The sequence below is a fragment of the Burkholderia sp. A2 genome (assembly GCF_001729305.1).
GTDB classification, from domain to species: domain Bacteria; phylum Pseudomonadota; class Gammaproteobacteria; order Burkholderiales; family Burkholderiaceae; genus Burkholderia; species Burkholderia sola.
In genome coordinates this window covers 166,572-182,922 of the sequence record NZ_LZXX01000099.1, presented here as the reverse complement: position 1 = coordinate 182,922, position 16,351 = coordinate 166,572, and the positions used below count along the sequence as shown (strand labels likewise).

Here is a 16,351-nt window from a genome sequence, read left to right as displayed (position 1 = left end):
CAGCAGAGAAGCGAGATTATCAACCGTGTTCCGCAGTTCGTCAACAACTTTTTACACTACATCGTTGCGACCGCCGGGCCATCTTCCTGCGCCGCCATGGCCCGCTACATCCCGAACCCCGACAGCACCGCTTCCCTTCCTCCGCGCCGCGTTTCCGTTAGCGCGAAAGAGGCGTGATTCTAAGCACCTGCCCCCATCCGCGCAAGCTCTTTGTGAAGAAAGTTTGAAAAAGCCTCCGTGCGCTGACGCGCACGGAGGCTTTGAAGCACCGGGCGAGGCAATCGCATCGACAACGGATACAGATCAGTCACTAGATACCTATCGCCGCGCCGGCCGATCAGCGGTGCTTGAACACGGGCTTCCGCTTCTCGACGAACGCCGCCATCCCTTCCTTCTGGTCTTCCGTCGCGAACAACGAATGGAACAACCGGCGCTCGAAGTGGACGCCTTCAGCCAGCGTTGTCTCGTATGCGCGGTTCACCGACTCCTTGACCATCATGACCGCCGGCAGCGAGAACTCGGCGATCGTCGCCGCCGCGGCAATCGCCTCGTCGAGCAGCTTGTCGGCCGGCAGCACGCGCGATACGAGCCCGGCACGCTCGGCCTCGGCGGCGTCCATGAAGCGCGCGGTCAGACACATGTCCATTGCCTTCGCCTTCGATACCGCACGCGGCAGACGCTGCGTGCCGCCCGCACCCGGCATGACGCCCAGCTTGATTTCCGGCTGGCCGAACTTGGCCGTGTCCGCCGCGAAAACGATGTCGCACATCATCGCAAGTTCGCAGCCACCACCCAGCGCAAAGCCCGAAACCGCAGCAATGATCGGTTTGCGAATCTCGCGGACCGTCTCCCAGTTACGCGTGATGTAGTCGCCCCGATAAACATCCATATAGGAGTAGGTCGCCATCATGCCGATGTCCGCGCCGGCCGCAAACGCCTTCTCGCTGCCGGTCACGACGATGGCGCCGATATCGTCGTCCGCGTCGAACGCCTTCAGCGCAGCGCCCAGCTCATCCATCAGCGCATCGTTCAGCGCATTCAGCGCCTTCGGACGGTTCAGCGTCACCAGACCGACACGCCCCCGGGTCTCCACCAGGATGTTCTCGTAAGCCATCTATTTCTCCTCGATCAATGAAATGAGAAACGCCTCGCACATGCGAATAGTTTGATGCTACCATTCTCCGACCAACCGGTCGGTTAATTAATCGATCCGATCCCTCTCAATGTTCATCAGGCTGCCGCCATGACCCATGCCCTGTTCACGAAGCACGAAGACACGCTGAAACACGCACTCGCCGCCATCGAGAGCCGCGGGTACTGGAGCCCGTTCGCCGAAATGCCGAGCCCCAAAGTGTACGGGGAAAGCGCAAGCGCGGACGGCGAGGCCGCGTTCAAGTCGCACCTCGACAAGACCTTCGTGCTCGACCAGCCGGCGTCCGATGATACGGTCGGCGCCGAGCGCTCGCCGTACGGCATCGCGCTGGGTATCCGGTATCCGAAATCGGCGCCCGACGCTCTGATCGCTGCCGCAGCCGCCGCGCAACGCACGTGGCGCGAAGCCGGCCCGAGCGCGTGGATCGGCGTCAGCCTCGAAATTCTTGCGCGCCTGAATCGCGCAAGCTTCGAAATCGCCTACAGCGTGATGCACACTACCGGGCAAGCCTTCATGATGGCGTTCCAGGCCGGGGGGCCGCACGCGCAGGACCGCGCCCTCGAGGCGGTCACCTATGCGTGGGACGAACTGCGCCGCATCCCGGCCGATGCGCACTGGGAAAAGCCGCAAGGCAAGAACCCGCCGCTCGCGATGCACAAGCGCTATACGATCGTGCCGCGCGGCACGGGCCTCGTGCTCGGCTGCTGCACGTTCCCGACCTGGAACGGCTACCCGGGCCTGTTCGCCGACCTGGCAACCGGTAATACCGTGATCGTCAAACCGCACCCGGGTGCAATCCTGCCGCTCGCGATCACGGTGCGGATCGCCCGCGACGTGCTACGCGAAGCCGGGTTCGACCCGAACGTGGTCACCCTCCTCGCGACCGAACCCAACGACGGTGCCCTCGTTCAGGATCTCGCGCTGCGCCCCGAGATCAAGCTGATCGACTTCACCGGCAGCACGCAGAACGGCACGTGGCTCGAACGCCACGCCCACCAGGCGCAGGTCTACACCGAGAAAGCCGGCGTCAACCAGATCGTGATCGACTCGACCGACGACCTGAAGGCCGTCGCCAAGAACATCGCGTTCTCGCTGGCGCTGTACTCTGGCCAGATGTGCACGGCGCCCCAGAACATCTACGTGCCGCGCGACGGTATCCGGACGGCCGACGGCCATGCGAGCTTCGACGAAGTCGCGCAAGCGATCGCGGTTGCCGTGCAAAAACTCACCGGCGACCCGGCACGCTCGGTCGAATTGATCGGCGCGATCCAGAACGACGGCGTGACCGCGCGCGTTGACGACGCGCGCAAGCTCGGCCGCGTGCTCGCGGACAGCGTGACGCTCCAGCATCCCACCTTCCCCGACGCGCGCGTGCGCACGCCGCTCGTGCTGCAACTCGACGTGGCCGATCGCGAGAAATTCACGCAGGAGTGGTTCGGCCCGATTTCGTTCGTGATCGCAACCGACTCGACCGCGCAGTCGCTCGATCTGGCCGGTGAAATCGCCGCCGAGCATGGTGCGCTGACCCTCTCCGTCTACAGCACCGACGACGCAATCATCGACACCGCGCATGACGCGGCGGTGCGCGGCGGGGTCGCGCTGTCGATCAACCTGACGAGCGGCGTATTCGTCAATCAGTCGGCCGCGTTCTCCGACTTCCACGGCACGGGCGCGAACCCGGCGGCCAACGCCGCGCTGGCCGATCCGGCATTCGTCGCCAACCGGTTCCGCGTGGTCCAAAGTCGCGTCCATGTTGCTCCGAAGGCAGCACCGGCGGAAGCTGGCCAGACGGCATAACCCGATTGGCCGACGTGCAAACGCCGCCATGTTCTCTACCATGAACGAATCCGACACCCGGCGGGTTCGTCACTCTCCGATACGCTCATGACAGACGCCTACATCTGCGACGCGATTCGCACTCCCATCGGCCGCTACGGCGGCGCCCTGAAAGATGTCCGCGCCGACGACCTTGGCGCGGTGCCGCTCAAGGCGCTGATCGAGCGCAACCGCGACGTCGACTGGGCGGCGATCGACGACGTGATCTACGGCTGCGCGAACCAGGCCGGCGAGGACAATCGCAACGTCGCGCGCATGTCGGCGCTGCTGGCGGGCCTGCCCACCGCCGTGCCGGGCACGACGCTGAACCGGCTGTGCGGCTCCGGGATGGACGCGGTCGGCACGGCCGCCCGCGCGATCAAGGCAGGTGAAGCGCGCCTGATGATCGCAGGCGGCGTCGAGAGCATGACGCGCGCGCCGTTCGTGATGGGCAAGGCCGCGAGCGCGTTCGCGCGCCAGGCCGACATCTTCGATACGACGATCGGCTGGCGCTTCGTCAATCCGCTGATGAAACAACTGCATGGCGTCGATTCGATGCCGGAGACCGCCGAGAACGTCGCGGTCGATTACCACATCAGCCGCGCGGATCAGGACCTGTTCGCACTGCGCAGCCAGCAAAAGGCCGCGCGGGCCCAGCAAGATGGCACGCTCGCTGAAGAAATCGTCGCGGTCACGATTGCGCAGAAGAAAGGCGACGCCATCGTCGTGTCGCGCGACGAGCATCCGCGTGAAACGTCGCTCGAGGCGCTCGCGAAGCTGAAGGGTGTCGTGCGCCCGGACGGCTCGGTCACGGCCGGCAACGCGTCGGGCGTGAACGACGGCGCCTGCGCGTTGCTGCTCGCCAATGCGCAGGCCGCCGACCAGTATGGCCTGCGCCGCCGGGCGCGCGTCGTCGGCATGGCGACCGCCGGCGTCGAGCCACGCGTGATGGGCATCGGCCCCGCGCCGGCCACGCAGAAACTGTTGCGCCAGCTCGGCATGACGATCGACCAGTTCGACGTGATCGAACTGAACGAGGCGTTCGCGTCGCAGGGGCTCGCGGTGCTGCGCATGCTCGGCGTCGCCGACGACGATCCGCGCGTGAACCCGAACGGCGGCGCGATCGCACTCGGCCACCCGCTCGGCGCATCGGGCGCGCGGCTCGTCACCACGGCGCTCCATCAACTCGAGCGTACCGGCGGCCGCTTCGCGCTCTGTACGATGTGCATCGGCGTCGGTCAGGGCATCGCGCTCGCGATCGAACGCGTGTAACCGCCGCGCCGCGCGCCTATAACGAAGTCATGACGGAGATACTGCATGTCCTATCAGGCGATCCAGTTGGATATCGATCAGGCCGCGCGCGTGGCCACGATCACGCTCAACCGTCCCGACAAGCTGAACAGCTTCACGCGGGCGATGCATCGCGAACTGCAGTCGGCGCTCGATGAAGTCGAGACGGCCGGTGCACGCGCGCTGATTCTGACGGGGGCGGGGCGCGGCTTTTGCGCGGGCCAGGATCTGGCCGACCTCGACTTCACGCCGGGCGCGTCCACCGATCTCGGCGCGCTGATCGACGAGCATTTCAATCCGCTGATTCGCCGCCTGCAGCGTCTGCCGATTCCAGTGATCGCCGCCGTCAACGGCACGGCGGCCGGCGCCGGCGCGAATCTCGCACTCGCATGCGATCTCGTGTTCGCCGCCCGCTCGAGCAGTTTCATCCAGGCCTTCGTGAAGATCGGGCTCGTGCCCGATTCGGGCGGCACGTGGTTCCTGCCGCAACGCATCGGCATGGCGCGCGCGCTGGGACTCGCGCTGACCGGCGACAAGCTCGGCGCCGAACAGGCTGAACAGTGGGGCCTGATCTGGCGCGCGGTCGACGACGACGCGCTCGTCGCGACGGTCCGCCAGGTCGCCGCCCAGCTCGCGCAGCAGCCGACGCTCGCGATCGCGTCGATCAAGCAGTCGATGCGAGACAGCGTCACGAATACGCTCGATCAGCAACTCGACGTGGAACGCGACCTGCAACGCAAGCTCGGTCAGTCGCACGACTATGCGGAAGGTGTGCAGGCCTTCATCGAGAAGCGCGCACCGCGCTTCGAAGGGCGTTGACATGACGGACGCCACCGCCACGCTCGACCCCGATTCGCTCGCCCGCGCCGCCGCTCAGGCCATGTACGACGCCGATGCCTGCAGCCGCGCGTTCGGCATGGAAATCGCCGAAGTACGCGCCGGCTATGCCCGCCTGCAGATGCGCGTGCGGCCCGAATTCCTGAACGGGCACCAGACCTGCCACGGCGGGATCATCTTCACGCTCGCCGATTCGACGTTCGCGTTCGCGTGCAACTCGTACAACGTGAATGCGGTCGCGGCCGGCTGCTCGATCGAATTCCTGCGCCCCGTGCACGGCGGCGACATGCTGACGGCCGAGGCGATCGAACAGGCGCGCGCCGGCCGCCAGGGCATCTACGACATCCGCGTCACGAACCAGACAGGCGACACGGTCGCGATGTTTCGCGGCAAATCCGCCCAGATCAAGGGCACGGTCATCCCAGAAGACCGCTGACGTCGACGGCCCGCCCATAACAAACACTGGAGACATGCATGACTACCCCGCTACCGCTCGAGCCGATCGAGACCGCCTCACGCGACGAGCTGACCGCGCTGCAGCTCGAACGCCTCAAGTGGTCGCTCCGGCATGCGTATGACCACTCGCCCGTCTATCGCCGCAAGTTCGACGAAGCGGGCGTGCATCCGGACGACCTGAAGACGCTCGCCGACCTGTCGCGCTTCCCGTTCACGACCAAGGGCGACCTGCGCGACAGCTATCCGTTCGGGATGTTCGCGGTGCCGCAGGACCAGATCTCGCGCATCCATGCGTCGTCGGGCACGACGGGCAAGCCGACGGTCGTCGGCTATACGGCCGCCGACATCGATACGTGGGCGAATCTCGTCGCACGTTCGATCCGCGCGGCCGGTGCGCGCCGCGGCGACAAGGTGCACGTCAGCTACGGCTATGGCCTCTTCACGGGCGGGCTCGGCGCGCACTACGGCGCCGAACGCGCAGGGCTGACCGTGATCCCGTTCGGCGGCGGGCAGACCGAAAAGCAGGTACAGCTGATCCAGGACTTCCGGCCCGACATCATCATGGTCACGCCGAGCTACATGCTGTCGATCGCCGACGAGATCGAGCGCCAGGGCCTGAATTCCGCGCAGAGTTCGCTGCGCATCGGCATCTTCGGCGCGGAGCCGTGGACCAATGACATGCGCGTCGCGATCGAACAGCGGATGGGCATCGACGCCGTCGACATCTATGGGCTGTCCGAAGTCATGGGCCCGGGCGTCGCGTCCGAATGCGTCGAGACCAAGGACGGCCCGACCATCTGGGAAGACCACTTCTATCCGGAAATCATCGACCCCGAAACCGGCGAAGTGCTGCCGGACGGCGAACTCGGCGAGCTCGTGTTCACGTCGCTGACGAAGGAAGCGCTGCCGATCATCCGCTACCGCACCCGCGACCTCACGCGCCTGTTGCCGGGCAGCGCTCGCACGATGCGGCGAATGGAGAAGATCACCGGCCGTTCGGACGACATGATGATCGTGCGCGGCGTCAACGTGTTCCCGACGCAAATCGAGGAGCAGTTGCTCAAGCAGCGCGCGCTCGCGCCGCACTATCAGATCGTGTTGACGAAGGAAGGCCCGCTCGACGTGCTGACGCTCAACGTCGAGCCCTGCCCGGAGACGGCGCCCGATACCGCGGCGATCCAGGCGGCAAAACAGGCGCTCGCGTACGACATCAAGTCGCTGATCGGCGTGACGGCCGTGATCAACGTGCTGCCCGTGAACGGCATCGAGCGCTCGGTCGGCAAGGCGCGCCGCGTCGTCGACAAACGCAAGGGCTGAGCTCGTTCGCCGCGCGCACGTCGCGCAGCGGCGAATCCGTGCCTGCAAACGGAACAGCCCGGTCGGCCAACGCCGATCGGGCTGTTCTACTCCAACGCGTCGTTCGACGTGACACGCAGAGCATCACGCGAACTGAAATCACACGGGCACACCAGCGATCAGACCGGCACGCCCCGCGCGCATGAGACGCGCCATCCATGCCGCGTCTCGTTCACAACCGCCATCCGGGCTGCCTTCGCCGCCCCCCAATCACGAATTCGGGAACAGCAGCCACATCCGGCCGACCTGCTTCATCCGGCCGGCCTGGTCGCCCGCGTCGTCGCCGAGCCCCCAGAAATAGTCCGCCCGCACGCCGCCCTTGATCGCCGAGCCCGTATCCTGCGCGAACACGAGCCGGTTCATCGGCGTATTCGTCAACGGACGGGTGGTCTGCAGGAACACCGGCGTGCCGAGCGGGATCGACGACGGGTCGACCGCGATCGAGCGCTCCGGCGTCAGCGGCACGCCGAGCGCGCCGATCGGACCGTCCGCGCCGCCGTGCGGCGCATCCTCCTTGGTCGGCATGTCGCGGAAGAACACGAAGCGCGGATTCGTATCGAGCAGCGCGTCGACGCGCGTCGGGTTCGCCTTCGCCCAGGCCTTGATGCCCTGCATCGTCGCCTGCGCGGGCGTCAGCTCGCCGCGATCGAGCAGCCACTTGCCGATCGAACGGTACGGCTGGTTGTTGGTACCGCCGAAGCCGACCCGCATCACCGAGCCGTCGTCGAGCAGCACGCGCCCCGAGCCCTGCACCTGCAGGAAGAATGCCTCGATCGGATCGTCGACCCACACGAGCTCGTTGCCGTTCAGGATGCCGGCGCGCTCGAGCTGCGCGCGTGCCGGTAGCGCGGCGCCCGCGCGATAGCCGGCCGGCCAGCGATAGAGCGCGTACTGATACGGGCCGCGGCGTACGCGCGAACCGTGCAGCAGCGGTTCGTAATAGCCGGTCACGAGCCCGTCGAGCGTACCGTCGGTGTTCGCGAACTGGAACGGCGTGAAATATGTTTCGAAGAAGCTGCGGGCGCTGCTGACGTCGAGTTCGTCGAGCCGGTCGGCGGCCGCGCAAGCGCGTGTCCAGGCCGGCTGGCGCGCGAGCCGTGCACAGTTCTGCCGCAGCGCGGCCGTCGCGCCGATCAGCGAATCGTCCTGCCAGCCCGGCACCTGCTGCCACGCGACCGGCGTGAGCCGCTTCGCGGCGACCTGCCCCGGCACGATCGCCGCACCGGTCGGCGGCTTCAGCGCGGAAGTCCGCGTCGGCGCGCCGCCGCACGCAGCGAGCAGCGCCGCCGCCGCGGCCGCGGCCATCCACCCGGCCAGCCGGGGCCCAAACCACATACAATGTCCGTTCTTGATGGAAACCGCCATGTCAGATTTTCTCGACCAATATCCGATGCTCATCTTCGCGCTCGAAGCCTTCGTCGCGCTTGCCCTGCTGATCTTCATCGTCGTATGGACTTCGTCGGGCAGAAAGAAGCAGGCCCGCCGCGACGACCGCCAGCCGCGCTGACGCGCGCCGCACGGTCAATGCAGCGTGCGCGGCATGTGCAGGGCGAACTCGTCGACCGGCGCCTCGAAACGCTCGCCGTCCTCCGCCACGCAGAAGTACGCACCGCGCATCGTGCCGACCGGCGTCGCGATCACGGCCCAGCTCGTGTATTCGAAATGCTCGCCCGGCTGCAGCAGCGGCTGGTGCCCGACGACGCCGAGCCCCTTCACTTCCTGCACGTGGCTCTCGCTGTCCGTGATGATCCAGTGACGTGCGATCAGCTGCGCCGCGACCTGCCCGGTGTTGCGGATCGTCAGCGTGTACGCGAATGCGTATTGACGGTGATCGGGGTCGGATTGTTCCGGCAAGTAGCTGGTTTTCACCGAAACGGTGAACTGATACTGACTCATGGTGTGTCCGCTGTAGGTAACCGCGCGCGCCGACTCGAGCGGCCGGGCCGCGGGCGCGCCGCATTGGTTCGGCATTCTATGCGCATTCGGGCCGCAACCGCACGGCCTGCCGCCGCGCAGCGGGTCGCCGGACGGTAGAATGACGGTTTTGCGCCGCAACGTCCCCGCTCCCCTGTCATGACTCAATTCCGCATCGCTCCCAGCATCCTGTCGGCCGACTTTGCACGGCTCGGCGAAGAAGTCCGCAACGTGGTCGCCGCCGGCGCCGACTGGATTCACTTCGACGTGATGGACAACCATTATGTGCCGAACCTGACGATCGGCCCGCTCGTCTGCGAGGCGATCCGCCCGCACGTGCAGGTGCCGATCGACGTGCACCTGATGGTGCGCCCGGTCGACCGGATCGTGCCCGATTTCGCGAAAGCCGGCGCGAACCTGATCAGCTTCCACCCGGAAGGCTCGGACCACATCGACCGCACGCTGTCGCTGATCCGCGACCACGGCTGCAAGGCCGGTCTCGTGTTCAATCCGGCCACGCCGCTGAACTACCTCGACCACGTGATGGATCGCCTCGACTTCGTGCTGCTGATGTCGGTCAATCCCGGCTTCGGCGGCCAGTCGTTCATTCCGGAAACGCTGAACAAGCTGCGCGAAGCGCGCGCCCGCATCGACGCGTACACCGAACGCACGGGCCGTGAGATCCTGCTCGAAGTCGACGGCGGCGTGAAGGCCGACAATATCGCGGAAATCGCGGCGGCCGGCGCCGACACGTTCGTCGCGGGTTCGGCGATCTTCGGCAAGCCCGACTACCGCAAGGTGATCGACGAGATGCGCGCGGCGCTCGCGACCGTCGAGCGGAGCTGACGCCGTGGCCGACTCGTCGTTCGCCGGCCACGCGCCGGCCGGGGCCGCCACGGACGCCGCGCCGATCCGCTTCGCCGCGCCGCGCATCGATGCGGCGCTGATCGACCTCGACGGCACGATGGTCGACACGGCCGACGATTTCACCGCCGGCCTGAACGGGATGCTCGCGCAACTCGGCGCGCCGGCCACGTCGCGCGACGAAGTAATCGGCTACGTCGGCAAGGGCTCCGAACACCTGATCCACAGCGTGCTGAAGCCGCGCTTTCCGGCCGACGAAGCGCACGCGCGCTTCGACGATGCACTGGCGATCTACCAGACCGAATACGCGAAGATCAACGGTCGCCACACGCGTCTCTATCCGGACGTGGCAGCCGGTCTCGATGCGCTGCGCGCGGCCGGCATCCGGCTCGCGTGCGTGACGAACAAGCCGCACCGCTTCGCGGTCGAGCTGCTCGAACAATACGGGCTGGCCGGCTGCTTCGGCATCGTGCTGGGCGGCGACAGCGTCGCGCGCAAGAAGCCCGATCCGCTGCCGATGCTGACGGCCTGCGACGCGCTCGGCGTCGCGCCGGACGCCGCGGTCGCGATCGGCGACTCGGAAAACGACGCGCTGGCAGGCCGCGCGGCCGGGATGGCGACGCTGACGGTGCCGTACGGCTACAACCACGGCAAAGCTATACAAACGATAAATTCGGATGGTATAGTCGATTCGTTGCTGGTCGCGGCCCGCGCAATTTCCGCGCACAATGCCGGCCGGCCAACCGTCTGATTATTTCTTCCATCCGCATGTTTCTGAATAAAAAACGGAGTCTGAGCAGCATCGACCGGGGAGCCTGGCCCTGGCGTCGCTGGTCGCGCTAACCTCTTCGATGAGGTACGCTGAAGCACGTCTTCAGCGCCGTTTTTTATCTCGCTGCGCATCCGCGCGCCGACCGTCGCACCACCTCGAGTTCCACCGCGCCCGAACGCTTGCGTTCAGGATCGGCCGCAGGCTCGCGACGTTCACGCCCGGAGTGCCGGCCGGCAACAGGCACTTCTCGATCGACCGCCCTTTCGCCGACGGCCAGCCGCGCAGCGTCAAATGATCCCTGGCGCACGCGCCGCTCGTCCCGAACAGGACCGGAACATGACCGAACTCGAATTCCAATCGCTCGCGAACGAAGGCTACAACCGCATCCCGCTGATCGCGGAAGCCCTTGCCGATCTCGAAACGCCGCTGTCCCTCTACCTGAAGCTGGCCCAACCCGAACGCGCGGGCGCCAACTCGTTCCTGCTCGAATCGGTGGTCGGCGGCGAACGTTTCGGCCGCTATTCGTTCATCGGCCTGCCCGCCCGCACGCTCGTGCGCACCCGCAACGGCGTGTCCGAAGTGGTGCGCGACGGCCAGGTCGTCGAGACGCACGACGGCGACCCGTTCCAGTTCATCGAATCGTTCCAGGCGCGCTTCAAGGTTGCGCAGCGCCCGGGGCTGCCGCGGTTCTGCGGCGGCCTCGCCGGCTACTTCGGCTACGACGCGGTGCGCTACATCGAGAAGAAGCTCGCGAACACCGCGCCGCGCGACGATCTCGGCCTGCCCGACATCCAGTTGCTGCTGACCGAGGAAGTCGCGGTAATCGACAACCTCGCCGGCAAGCTCTACCTGATCATCTACGCGGACCCGGGCCAGCCCGAAGCGTATGCGAAGGCGAAACACCGCCTGCGCGAACTGAAACAGCGCCTGCGCACGACCGTGCAGCCGCCCGTCACGTCGGCGAGCGTGCGCACCGAGACGTTCCGCGAATTCAAGAAGGACGACTATCTGGCCGCCGTGCGCCAGGCGAAGGAATACATCGCGGCCGGCGAGCTGATGCAGATCCAGGTCGGCCAGCGGCTGACGAAGCCGTACCGCGACAATCCGCTGTCGCTGTACCGCGCGCTGCGTTCGCTGAATCCGTCGCCGTACATGTATTACTACAACTTCGGCGATTTCCACGTGGTCGGCGCGTCGCCGGAAATCCTGGTGCGCCAGGAAAAGCGCGGCGACGACCAGATCGTCACGATCCGCCCGCTCGCCGGCACGCGCCCGCGCGGCAACACGCCGGAGCGCGACGCGGAACTCGCGACCGAGCTGCTGAACGATCCGAAGGAAATCGCCGAACACGTGATGCTGATCGACCTCGCGCGCAACGACGTCGGCCGCATCGCGGAAATCGGCTCGGTGCAGGTGACCGACAAGATGGTGATCGAGAAGTATTCGCACGTGCAGCACATCGTCAGTTCGGTCGAAGGCAAGCTGAAGCCCGGCATGACGAACTACGACGTGCTGCGCGCGACGTTCCCGGCCGGCACGCTGTCCGGCGCGCCGAAGGTGCGCGCGATGGAACTGATCGACGAGCTCGAGCCGGTCAAGCGCGGGCTGTACGGCGGAGCGGTCGGCTACCTGTCGTTCTCGGGCGAGATGGATCTCGCGATCGCGATCCGCACGGGCCTGATCCACAACGGCAACCTGTACGTGCAAGCGGCGGCCGGCGTCGTCGCGGATTCGGTGCCCGAATCCGAATGGCAAGAGACCGAGAACAAGGCGCGCGCGGTGCTGCGTGCGGCCGAACAGGTCCAGGACGGCCTCGATAGCGACTTCTGACCGGAGACTGACCATGCTGCTCATGATCGACAACTACGACTCGTTTACCTACAACCTGGTCCAGTACTTCGGCGAACTCGGCGAAGACGTGCGTACCTACCGCAACGATGAAATCACGCTCGACGACATCGCGCGCCTGAACCCCGACACCATCTGCCTGTCGCCCGGCCCGAGCAATCCGCAGCACGCGGGCATCACGCTCGACGTGCTGCGCGAATTCGCGGGCCGGAAGCCGATCCTCGGCGTCTGCCTCGGCCACCAGGCGATCGGCGAAGCGTTCGGCGGCCGCGTCGTGCGCGCGAAGACCATCATGCACGGCAAGGTGAGCCGGATCGAAACCGACTGCCGCGGCGTGTTCGCCGACCTGCCGAAGCATTTCGACGTGACGCGCTACCACTCGCTCGCGATCGAACGCGAATCGCTGCCGGACTGCCTCGAGGTGTCCGCGTGGACCGACGACGGCGAGATCATGGGCGTGCGCCACAAGACGCTGCCGGTCGAAGGCGTGCAGTTCCACCCGGAATCGATCCTGTCCGAGCACGGTCATGCGCTGCTCGAGAATTTCCTGAAGCAGCATCGCGCAGCGGCCCATGCCGCCGCACCGGCTGCCTGACGGGAGGCGCACGATGACGATTACCCCGCAGGAAGCGCTGCAACGCACGATCGAGCACCGCGAGATCTTCCACGACGAAATGCTGCACCTGATGCGGCTGATCATGCGCGGCGACCTGTCGCCCGTGATGGCGGCCGCGATCATCACCGGGCTGCGCGTGAAGAAGGAGACGATCGGCGAGATCGCCGCCGCCGCGACCGTGATGCGCGAATTCGCGAACCACGTCGAGGTGCTGGACAACTCGAATTTCGTCGACATCGTCGGCACCGGCGGCGACGGCTCGCACACGTTCAACATCTCGACCGCGTCGATGTTCGTCACGGCGGCCGCGGGCGCGAAGGTCGCGAAGCACGGCAACCGCGGCGTATCGAGCAAGTCCGGCAGCGCCGACGTGCTCGAGGCGCTCGGCGTGAACATCGACCTGCAGTCGGACCAAGTCGCCGCATCGATCGCCGAAACCGGCATGGGCTTCATGTTCGCGCCGAATCATCACCCGGCGATGAAGAACATCGCGGCCGTGCGCCGCGAGCTCGGCGTGCGCACGATCTTCAACATCCTCGGCCCGCTGACCAATCCGGCCGGCGCGCCGAACCAGCTGATGGGCGTGTTCCACGCCGACCTCGTCGGCATCCAGGTACGCGTGATGCAGCGCCTCGGCGCGCAGCACGTGCTCGTCGTGTACGGCAAGGACGGAATGGACGAGGTGTCGCTCGGGGCCGCGACGCTCGTCGGCGAATTGCGCGACGGCAAGGTGCACGAATACGAGATCCATCCGGAGGACTTCGGGCTGCAGATGGTGTCGAACCGCACGCTGAAGGTGGAAAATGCGGACGAATCGCGCACGATGCTGCTCGGCGCGCTGGACAACCAGCCGGGCGTCGCGCGCGAGATCGTCACGCTGAACGCGGGCACCGCGCTCTACGCGGCCAATATCGCCGAGTCGATCGCGGACGGCATCCAGCTGGCCCGCGAAGCGATCGCGAGCGGCAAGGCCCGTGCGAAGGTCGACGAACTCGTGCGCTTCACGCAGCAGTTCAAGCGCTGACCCTCTTACGAACCCAGCAGGAACCCCTATGAGCGACATTCTCGACCGAATCATCGCCGTCAAGCGCGAAGAAATCGCGGCAGCCATCCGCAGCACGCCGCTCGAGGCACTGAAACTCGAAGCATCGGCGCGCGACCTGCGCGACTTCGTCGGCGCGCTGCGGGCGAAACACGCAGCCGGCAATGCCGCCGTGATCGCCGAAATCAAGAAGGCGAGCCCGTCGAAGGGCGTGCTGCGCGAGCATTTCGTGCCGGCCGACATCGCGCGCTCGTATGCGGCGCACGGTGCCGCGTGCCTGTCGGTGCTGACCGACGAGCAGTTCTTCCAGGGCGGCGTCCGCTATCTCGAGGAAGCCCGCGCGGCCTGCACGCTGCCGGTGCTGCGCAAGGACTTCATCGTCGACGCGTACCAGATCGTCGAAGCCCGCGCGATGGGCGCCGACGCGATCCTGCTGATCGCCGCCGCGCTCGACACGCCGCTGATGCAGGAACTCGAAGCCTATGCGCACTCGCTCGGCCTCGCGGTGCTGGTCGAAGTGCACGACCGCCACGAGATGGAACAGGCGCTGACGCTGAAGACGCCGCTGCTCGGCATCAACAACCGCAACCTGCGCACGTTCGAGACGTCGATCCAGACCACGCTCGACATGCTCGACATGATTCCGGCGGACCGTATCGTCGTGACCGAATCGGGCATCCTGTCGCGCGCCGACGTCGACACGATGCGCGCGGCGAACGTGAACACGTTCCTCGTCGGCGAGGCGTTCATGCGCGCCGACCAGCCGGGCGAGGAACTCGCACGGATGTTCTTCTGATGGCGATCGAACAGGAAATCAAGCTCGCGCTGCCGGCCGGCCAGGCCGACGCCGCGCGCCGCTTCTTCGAGACGCTGACCGGCGAACCCGGTCGCGCGATCACGCTCGCGAACGTCTATTACGACACGCCCGATCTCGCGCTCGCGCGTTCGAAGAGCGCGGTGCGCGTGCGCCGCACGCCGGACGGCTGGCTGCAGACGTTCAAGACGGTCGGCAGCGCGGAAGGCGGCCTGCACAGCCGCCACGAGTGGGAATTGCCGGTCGCGGGCGACGCGCTCGAAATCGACGCGCTCGTCGCGGCCTGCGACGTGCCGGAAGCCGCCGCCGCGCTCAATGACGCGGCCGGCGCGCTGCACGCGCTGTTCCGCACGGATTTTTCGCGTACGCTGTGGCGCATCGCCATCGGCGGCGCAACCGTCGAGGCCGCGGTGGACCTCGGCGAGATTGTCGTCCAGGCGGAACACGAAACGCGCCGCGAACCGATCAGCGAAATCGAACTCGAACTGATCGACGGCCCGGAAACGGCGCTCGCGACGCTCGCCGCCGAACTGCAGCAGGCGCTGCCGGGCCTCGTTCCCGAAAACATCAGCAAGGCGCAGCGCGGCTACCGGCTGCGCGCGCAATAAACACGCATCACGCATGGCAACCCGCAAGACTTCCCGCGCGCCGCAACAGGCGTCGCTGTTCGACGATCCCGTGCCGGAAACGGCACCGGCCGATATTCCGTCCGAGGCTTCCGAGCCGCCGGCAGCCCGGCGCAAACCCGCGAAGAAAGCCGCCGCACCGGCGCCGGCGCCCATGCCCGAGCCAGCCCCGGCCGCCGCGGCACCGCGACCCGTTGCCGCCGACGTACCGCATCTCGCCGCGCAATTCGACGCGCTGCCGGCCGTCTGGCGCGACGTACTGAAACCGTTCACCGACAGCGACGCGTACGCGCCGCTGTGCCGCTTCGTCGACGAAGAGCGCGCCGCCGGCAAGACGGTCTACCCGACCGACGTGTTCCGCGCGCTGCGCCTGACGCATCCCGACGACGTGAAGGTCGTGATCCTCGGCCAGGATCCGTACCATGGCGACGATCGCGGCACGCCGCAGGCGCACGGCCTCGCATTCTCGGTGCCGCCGGCCGTCCGCACGCCGCCGTCGCTGCGCAACATCTTCAAGGAAATCGCCGCGAACTTCGGTCACGACACGCCGCGTCACGGCTGCCTCGACACGTGGGCGCGCCAGGGCGTGCTGCTGCTCAACACCGTGCTGACGGTCGAGCGCGGCGCGGCCGCGAGCCATGCGAAGCGCGGCTGGGAGCAGTGCACGGACACGCTGATCCGCGAGCTCGCCCGCCGCCATCGCGGGCTCGTATTCATGCTGTGGGGCGCGCACGCGCAGGCCAAGCGCGCGCTGTTCGACGCGAACGCGCATTGCGTGCTCGAGGCGCCGCATCCGTCGCCGCTGTCCGCGCACCGCGGCTTCCTCGGCTGCCGCCATTTCGCGCTCGCAAACGACTATCTGGTCGATGCCGGCCGCGAACCGATCGACTGGCGTCTGCCGGACGTGGCCGAAACGCTCGCGTAACGGCCTCGGCGGCGAGTTCGCCG

General features: G+C 66.9%; 17 protein-coding genes. 14 read left to right on the top strand and 3 right to left on the bottom strand.

What is annotated here, in order from left to right:
• Positions 1-337: 337 nt before the first annotated feature.
• On the bottom strand, positions 338-1,114 hold the full coding sequence (locus A9Z05_RS19375; protein ID WP_069619502.1) for an enoyl-CoA hydratase: 777 nt from the start codon (positions 1,112-1,114) through the stop codon (positions 338-340).
• A gap of 129 nt (positions 1,115-1,243) precedes the next feature.
• Here A9Z05_RS19375 and paaN point away from each other — a divergent pair, with 129 nt between their 5' ends.
• The 5 genes from paaN (at position 1,244) to paaK (ending at position 6,868) form a co-directional block, all read left to right on the top strand.
• Entirely contained in the window at positions 1,244-2,950 is a 1,707-nt protein-coding gene (gene paaN / locus A9Z05_RS19370; protein ID WP_069619501.1) for a phenylacetic acid degradation protein PaaN, read from the top strand.
• Positions 2,951-3,037: 87 nt separating this feature from the next.
• Positions 3,038-4,240 (top strand): 3-oxoadipyl-CoA thiolase, encoded by a 1,203-nt coding sequence (gene pcaF, locus A9Z05_RS19365; protein ID WP_069619500.1) that lies wholly within the window; start codon positions 3,038-3,040, stop codon positions 4,238-4,240.
• Positions 4,241-4,285: 45 nt separating this feature from the next.
• On the top strand, positions 4,286-5,077 hold the full coding sequence (paaG, locus tag A9Z05_RS19360) for a 2-(1,2-epoxy-1,2-dihydrophenyl)acetyl-CoA isomerase PaaG (protein ID WP_069619499.1): 792 nt from the start codon (positions 4,286-4,288) through the stop codon (positions 5,075-5,077).
• 1 nt (position 5,078) lies between these two features.
• Positions 5,079-5,531 carry a hydroxyphenylacetyl-CoA thioesterase PaaI gene (paaI, locus tag A9Z05_RS19355; RefSeq protein ID WP_069619498.1) on the top strand — a complete coding sequence of 151 codons (453 nt, stop codon included), beginning with the start codon at positions 5,079-5,081 and terminating at the stop codon, positions 5,529-5,531.
• A gap of 38 nt (positions 5,532-5,569) precedes the next feature.
• Complete coding sequence (gene paaK, locus A9Z05_RS19350; protein WP_069619497.1) at positions 5,570-6,868, top strand: phenylacetate--CoA ligase PaaK; 1,299 nt, start codon at positions 5,570-5,572, stop codon at positions 6,866-6,868.
• 249 nt (positions 6,869-7,117) lie between these two features.
• On the opposite strand, the gene A9Z05_RS19345 is transcribed toward paaK, so the two are convergent.
• A complete protein-coding gene (locus A9Z05_RS19345; protein WP_069619496.1) occupies positions 7,118-8,242 on the bottom strand; it encodes a murein transglycosylase A in 1,125 nt (374 codons plus the stop codon).
• Positions 8,243-8,258: 16 nt separating this feature from the next.
• Here A9Z05_RS19345 and A9Z05_RS37855 point away from each other — a divergent pair, with 16 nt between their 5' ends.
• Positions 8,259-8,414, top strand: coding sequence for a hypothetical protein (locus tag A9Z05_RS37855; RefSeq protein ID WP_249190562.1), 156 nt, complete (start codon positions 8,259-8,261; stop codon positions 8,412-8,414).
• A 14-nt stretch (positions 8,415-8,428) separates the two neighbouring features.
• Here A9Z05_RS37855 and apaG read toward each other — a convergent pair whose 3' ends face one another.
• A complete protein-coding gene (apaG, locus tag A9Z05_RS19340; protein WP_006477037.1) occupies positions 8,429-8,803 on the bottom strand; it encodes a Co2+/Mg2+ efflux protein ApaG in 375 nt (124 codons plus the stop codon).
• A 177-nt stretch (positions 8,804-8,980) separates the two neighbouring features.
• Between apaG and rpe the strand changes: the two genes are divergently transcribed.
• From rpe to A9Z05_RS19300, 8 genes are all read left to right on the top strand, one after another.
• Positions 8,981-9,667, top strand: a complete 687-nt coding sequence (gene rpe / locus A9Z05_RS19335) for a ribulose-phosphate 3-epimerase (protein ID WP_006482066.1) — start codon at positions 8,981-8,983, stop codon at positions 9,665-9,667.
• A gap of 4 nt (positions 9,668-9,671) precedes the next feature.
• A complete protein-coding gene (locus tag A9Z05_RS19330; RefSeq protein ID WP_069619495.1) occupies positions 9,672-10,436 on the top strand; it encodes a phosphoglycolate phosphatase in 765 nt (254 codons plus the stop codon).
• Positions 10,437-10,793: 357 nt separating this feature from the next.
• Positions 10,794-12,287, top strand: a complete 1,494-nt coding sequence (gene trpE / locus A9Z05_RS19325; RefSeq protein ID WP_050013049.1) for an anthranilate synthase component I — start codon at positions 10,794-10,796, stop codon at positions 12,285-12,287.
• A 13-nt stretch (positions 12,288-12,300) separates the two neighbouring features.
• Entirely contained in the window at positions 12,301-12,900 is a 600-nt protein-coding gene (locus A9Z05_RS19320) for an aminodeoxychorismate/anthranilate synthase component II (RefSeq protein ID WP_069619494.1), read from the top strand.
• A 13-nt stretch (positions 12,901-12,913) separates the two neighbouring features.
• Positions 12,914-13,945 (top strand): anthranilate phosphoribosyltransferase, encoded by a 1,032-nt coding sequence (trpD, locus tag A9Z05_RS19315; RefSeq protein ID WP_069619509.1) that lies wholly within the window; start codon positions 12,914-12,916, stop codon positions 13,943-13,945.
• 28 nt (positions 13,946-13,973) lie between these two features.
• Entirely contained in the window at positions 13,974-14,759 is a 786-nt protein-coding gene (trpC, locus tag A9Z05_RS19310) for an indole-3-glycerol phosphate synthase TrpC (RefSeq protein ID WP_069619493.1), read from the top strand.
• The gene (locus A9Z05_RS19305) at positions 14,759-15,385 is read left to right on the top strand and encodes a CYTH domain-containing protein (RefSeq protein ID WP_011546533.1); all 627 of its coding nucleotides are present in this window, start codon (positions 14,759-14,761) and stop codon (positions 15,383-15,385) included. The genes trpC and A9Z05_RS19305 overlap by 1 nt, the downstream gene beginning before the upstream one ends.
• 13 nt (positions 15,386-15,398) lie before the next feature.
• Positions 15,399-16,328, top strand: a complete 930-nt coding sequence (locus A9Z05_RS19300; protein WP_069619492.1) for a uracil-DNA glycosylase — start codon at positions 15,399-15,401, stop codon at positions 16,326-16,328.
• The last annotated feature ends 23 nt before the right edge of the window (positions 16,329-16,351 follow it).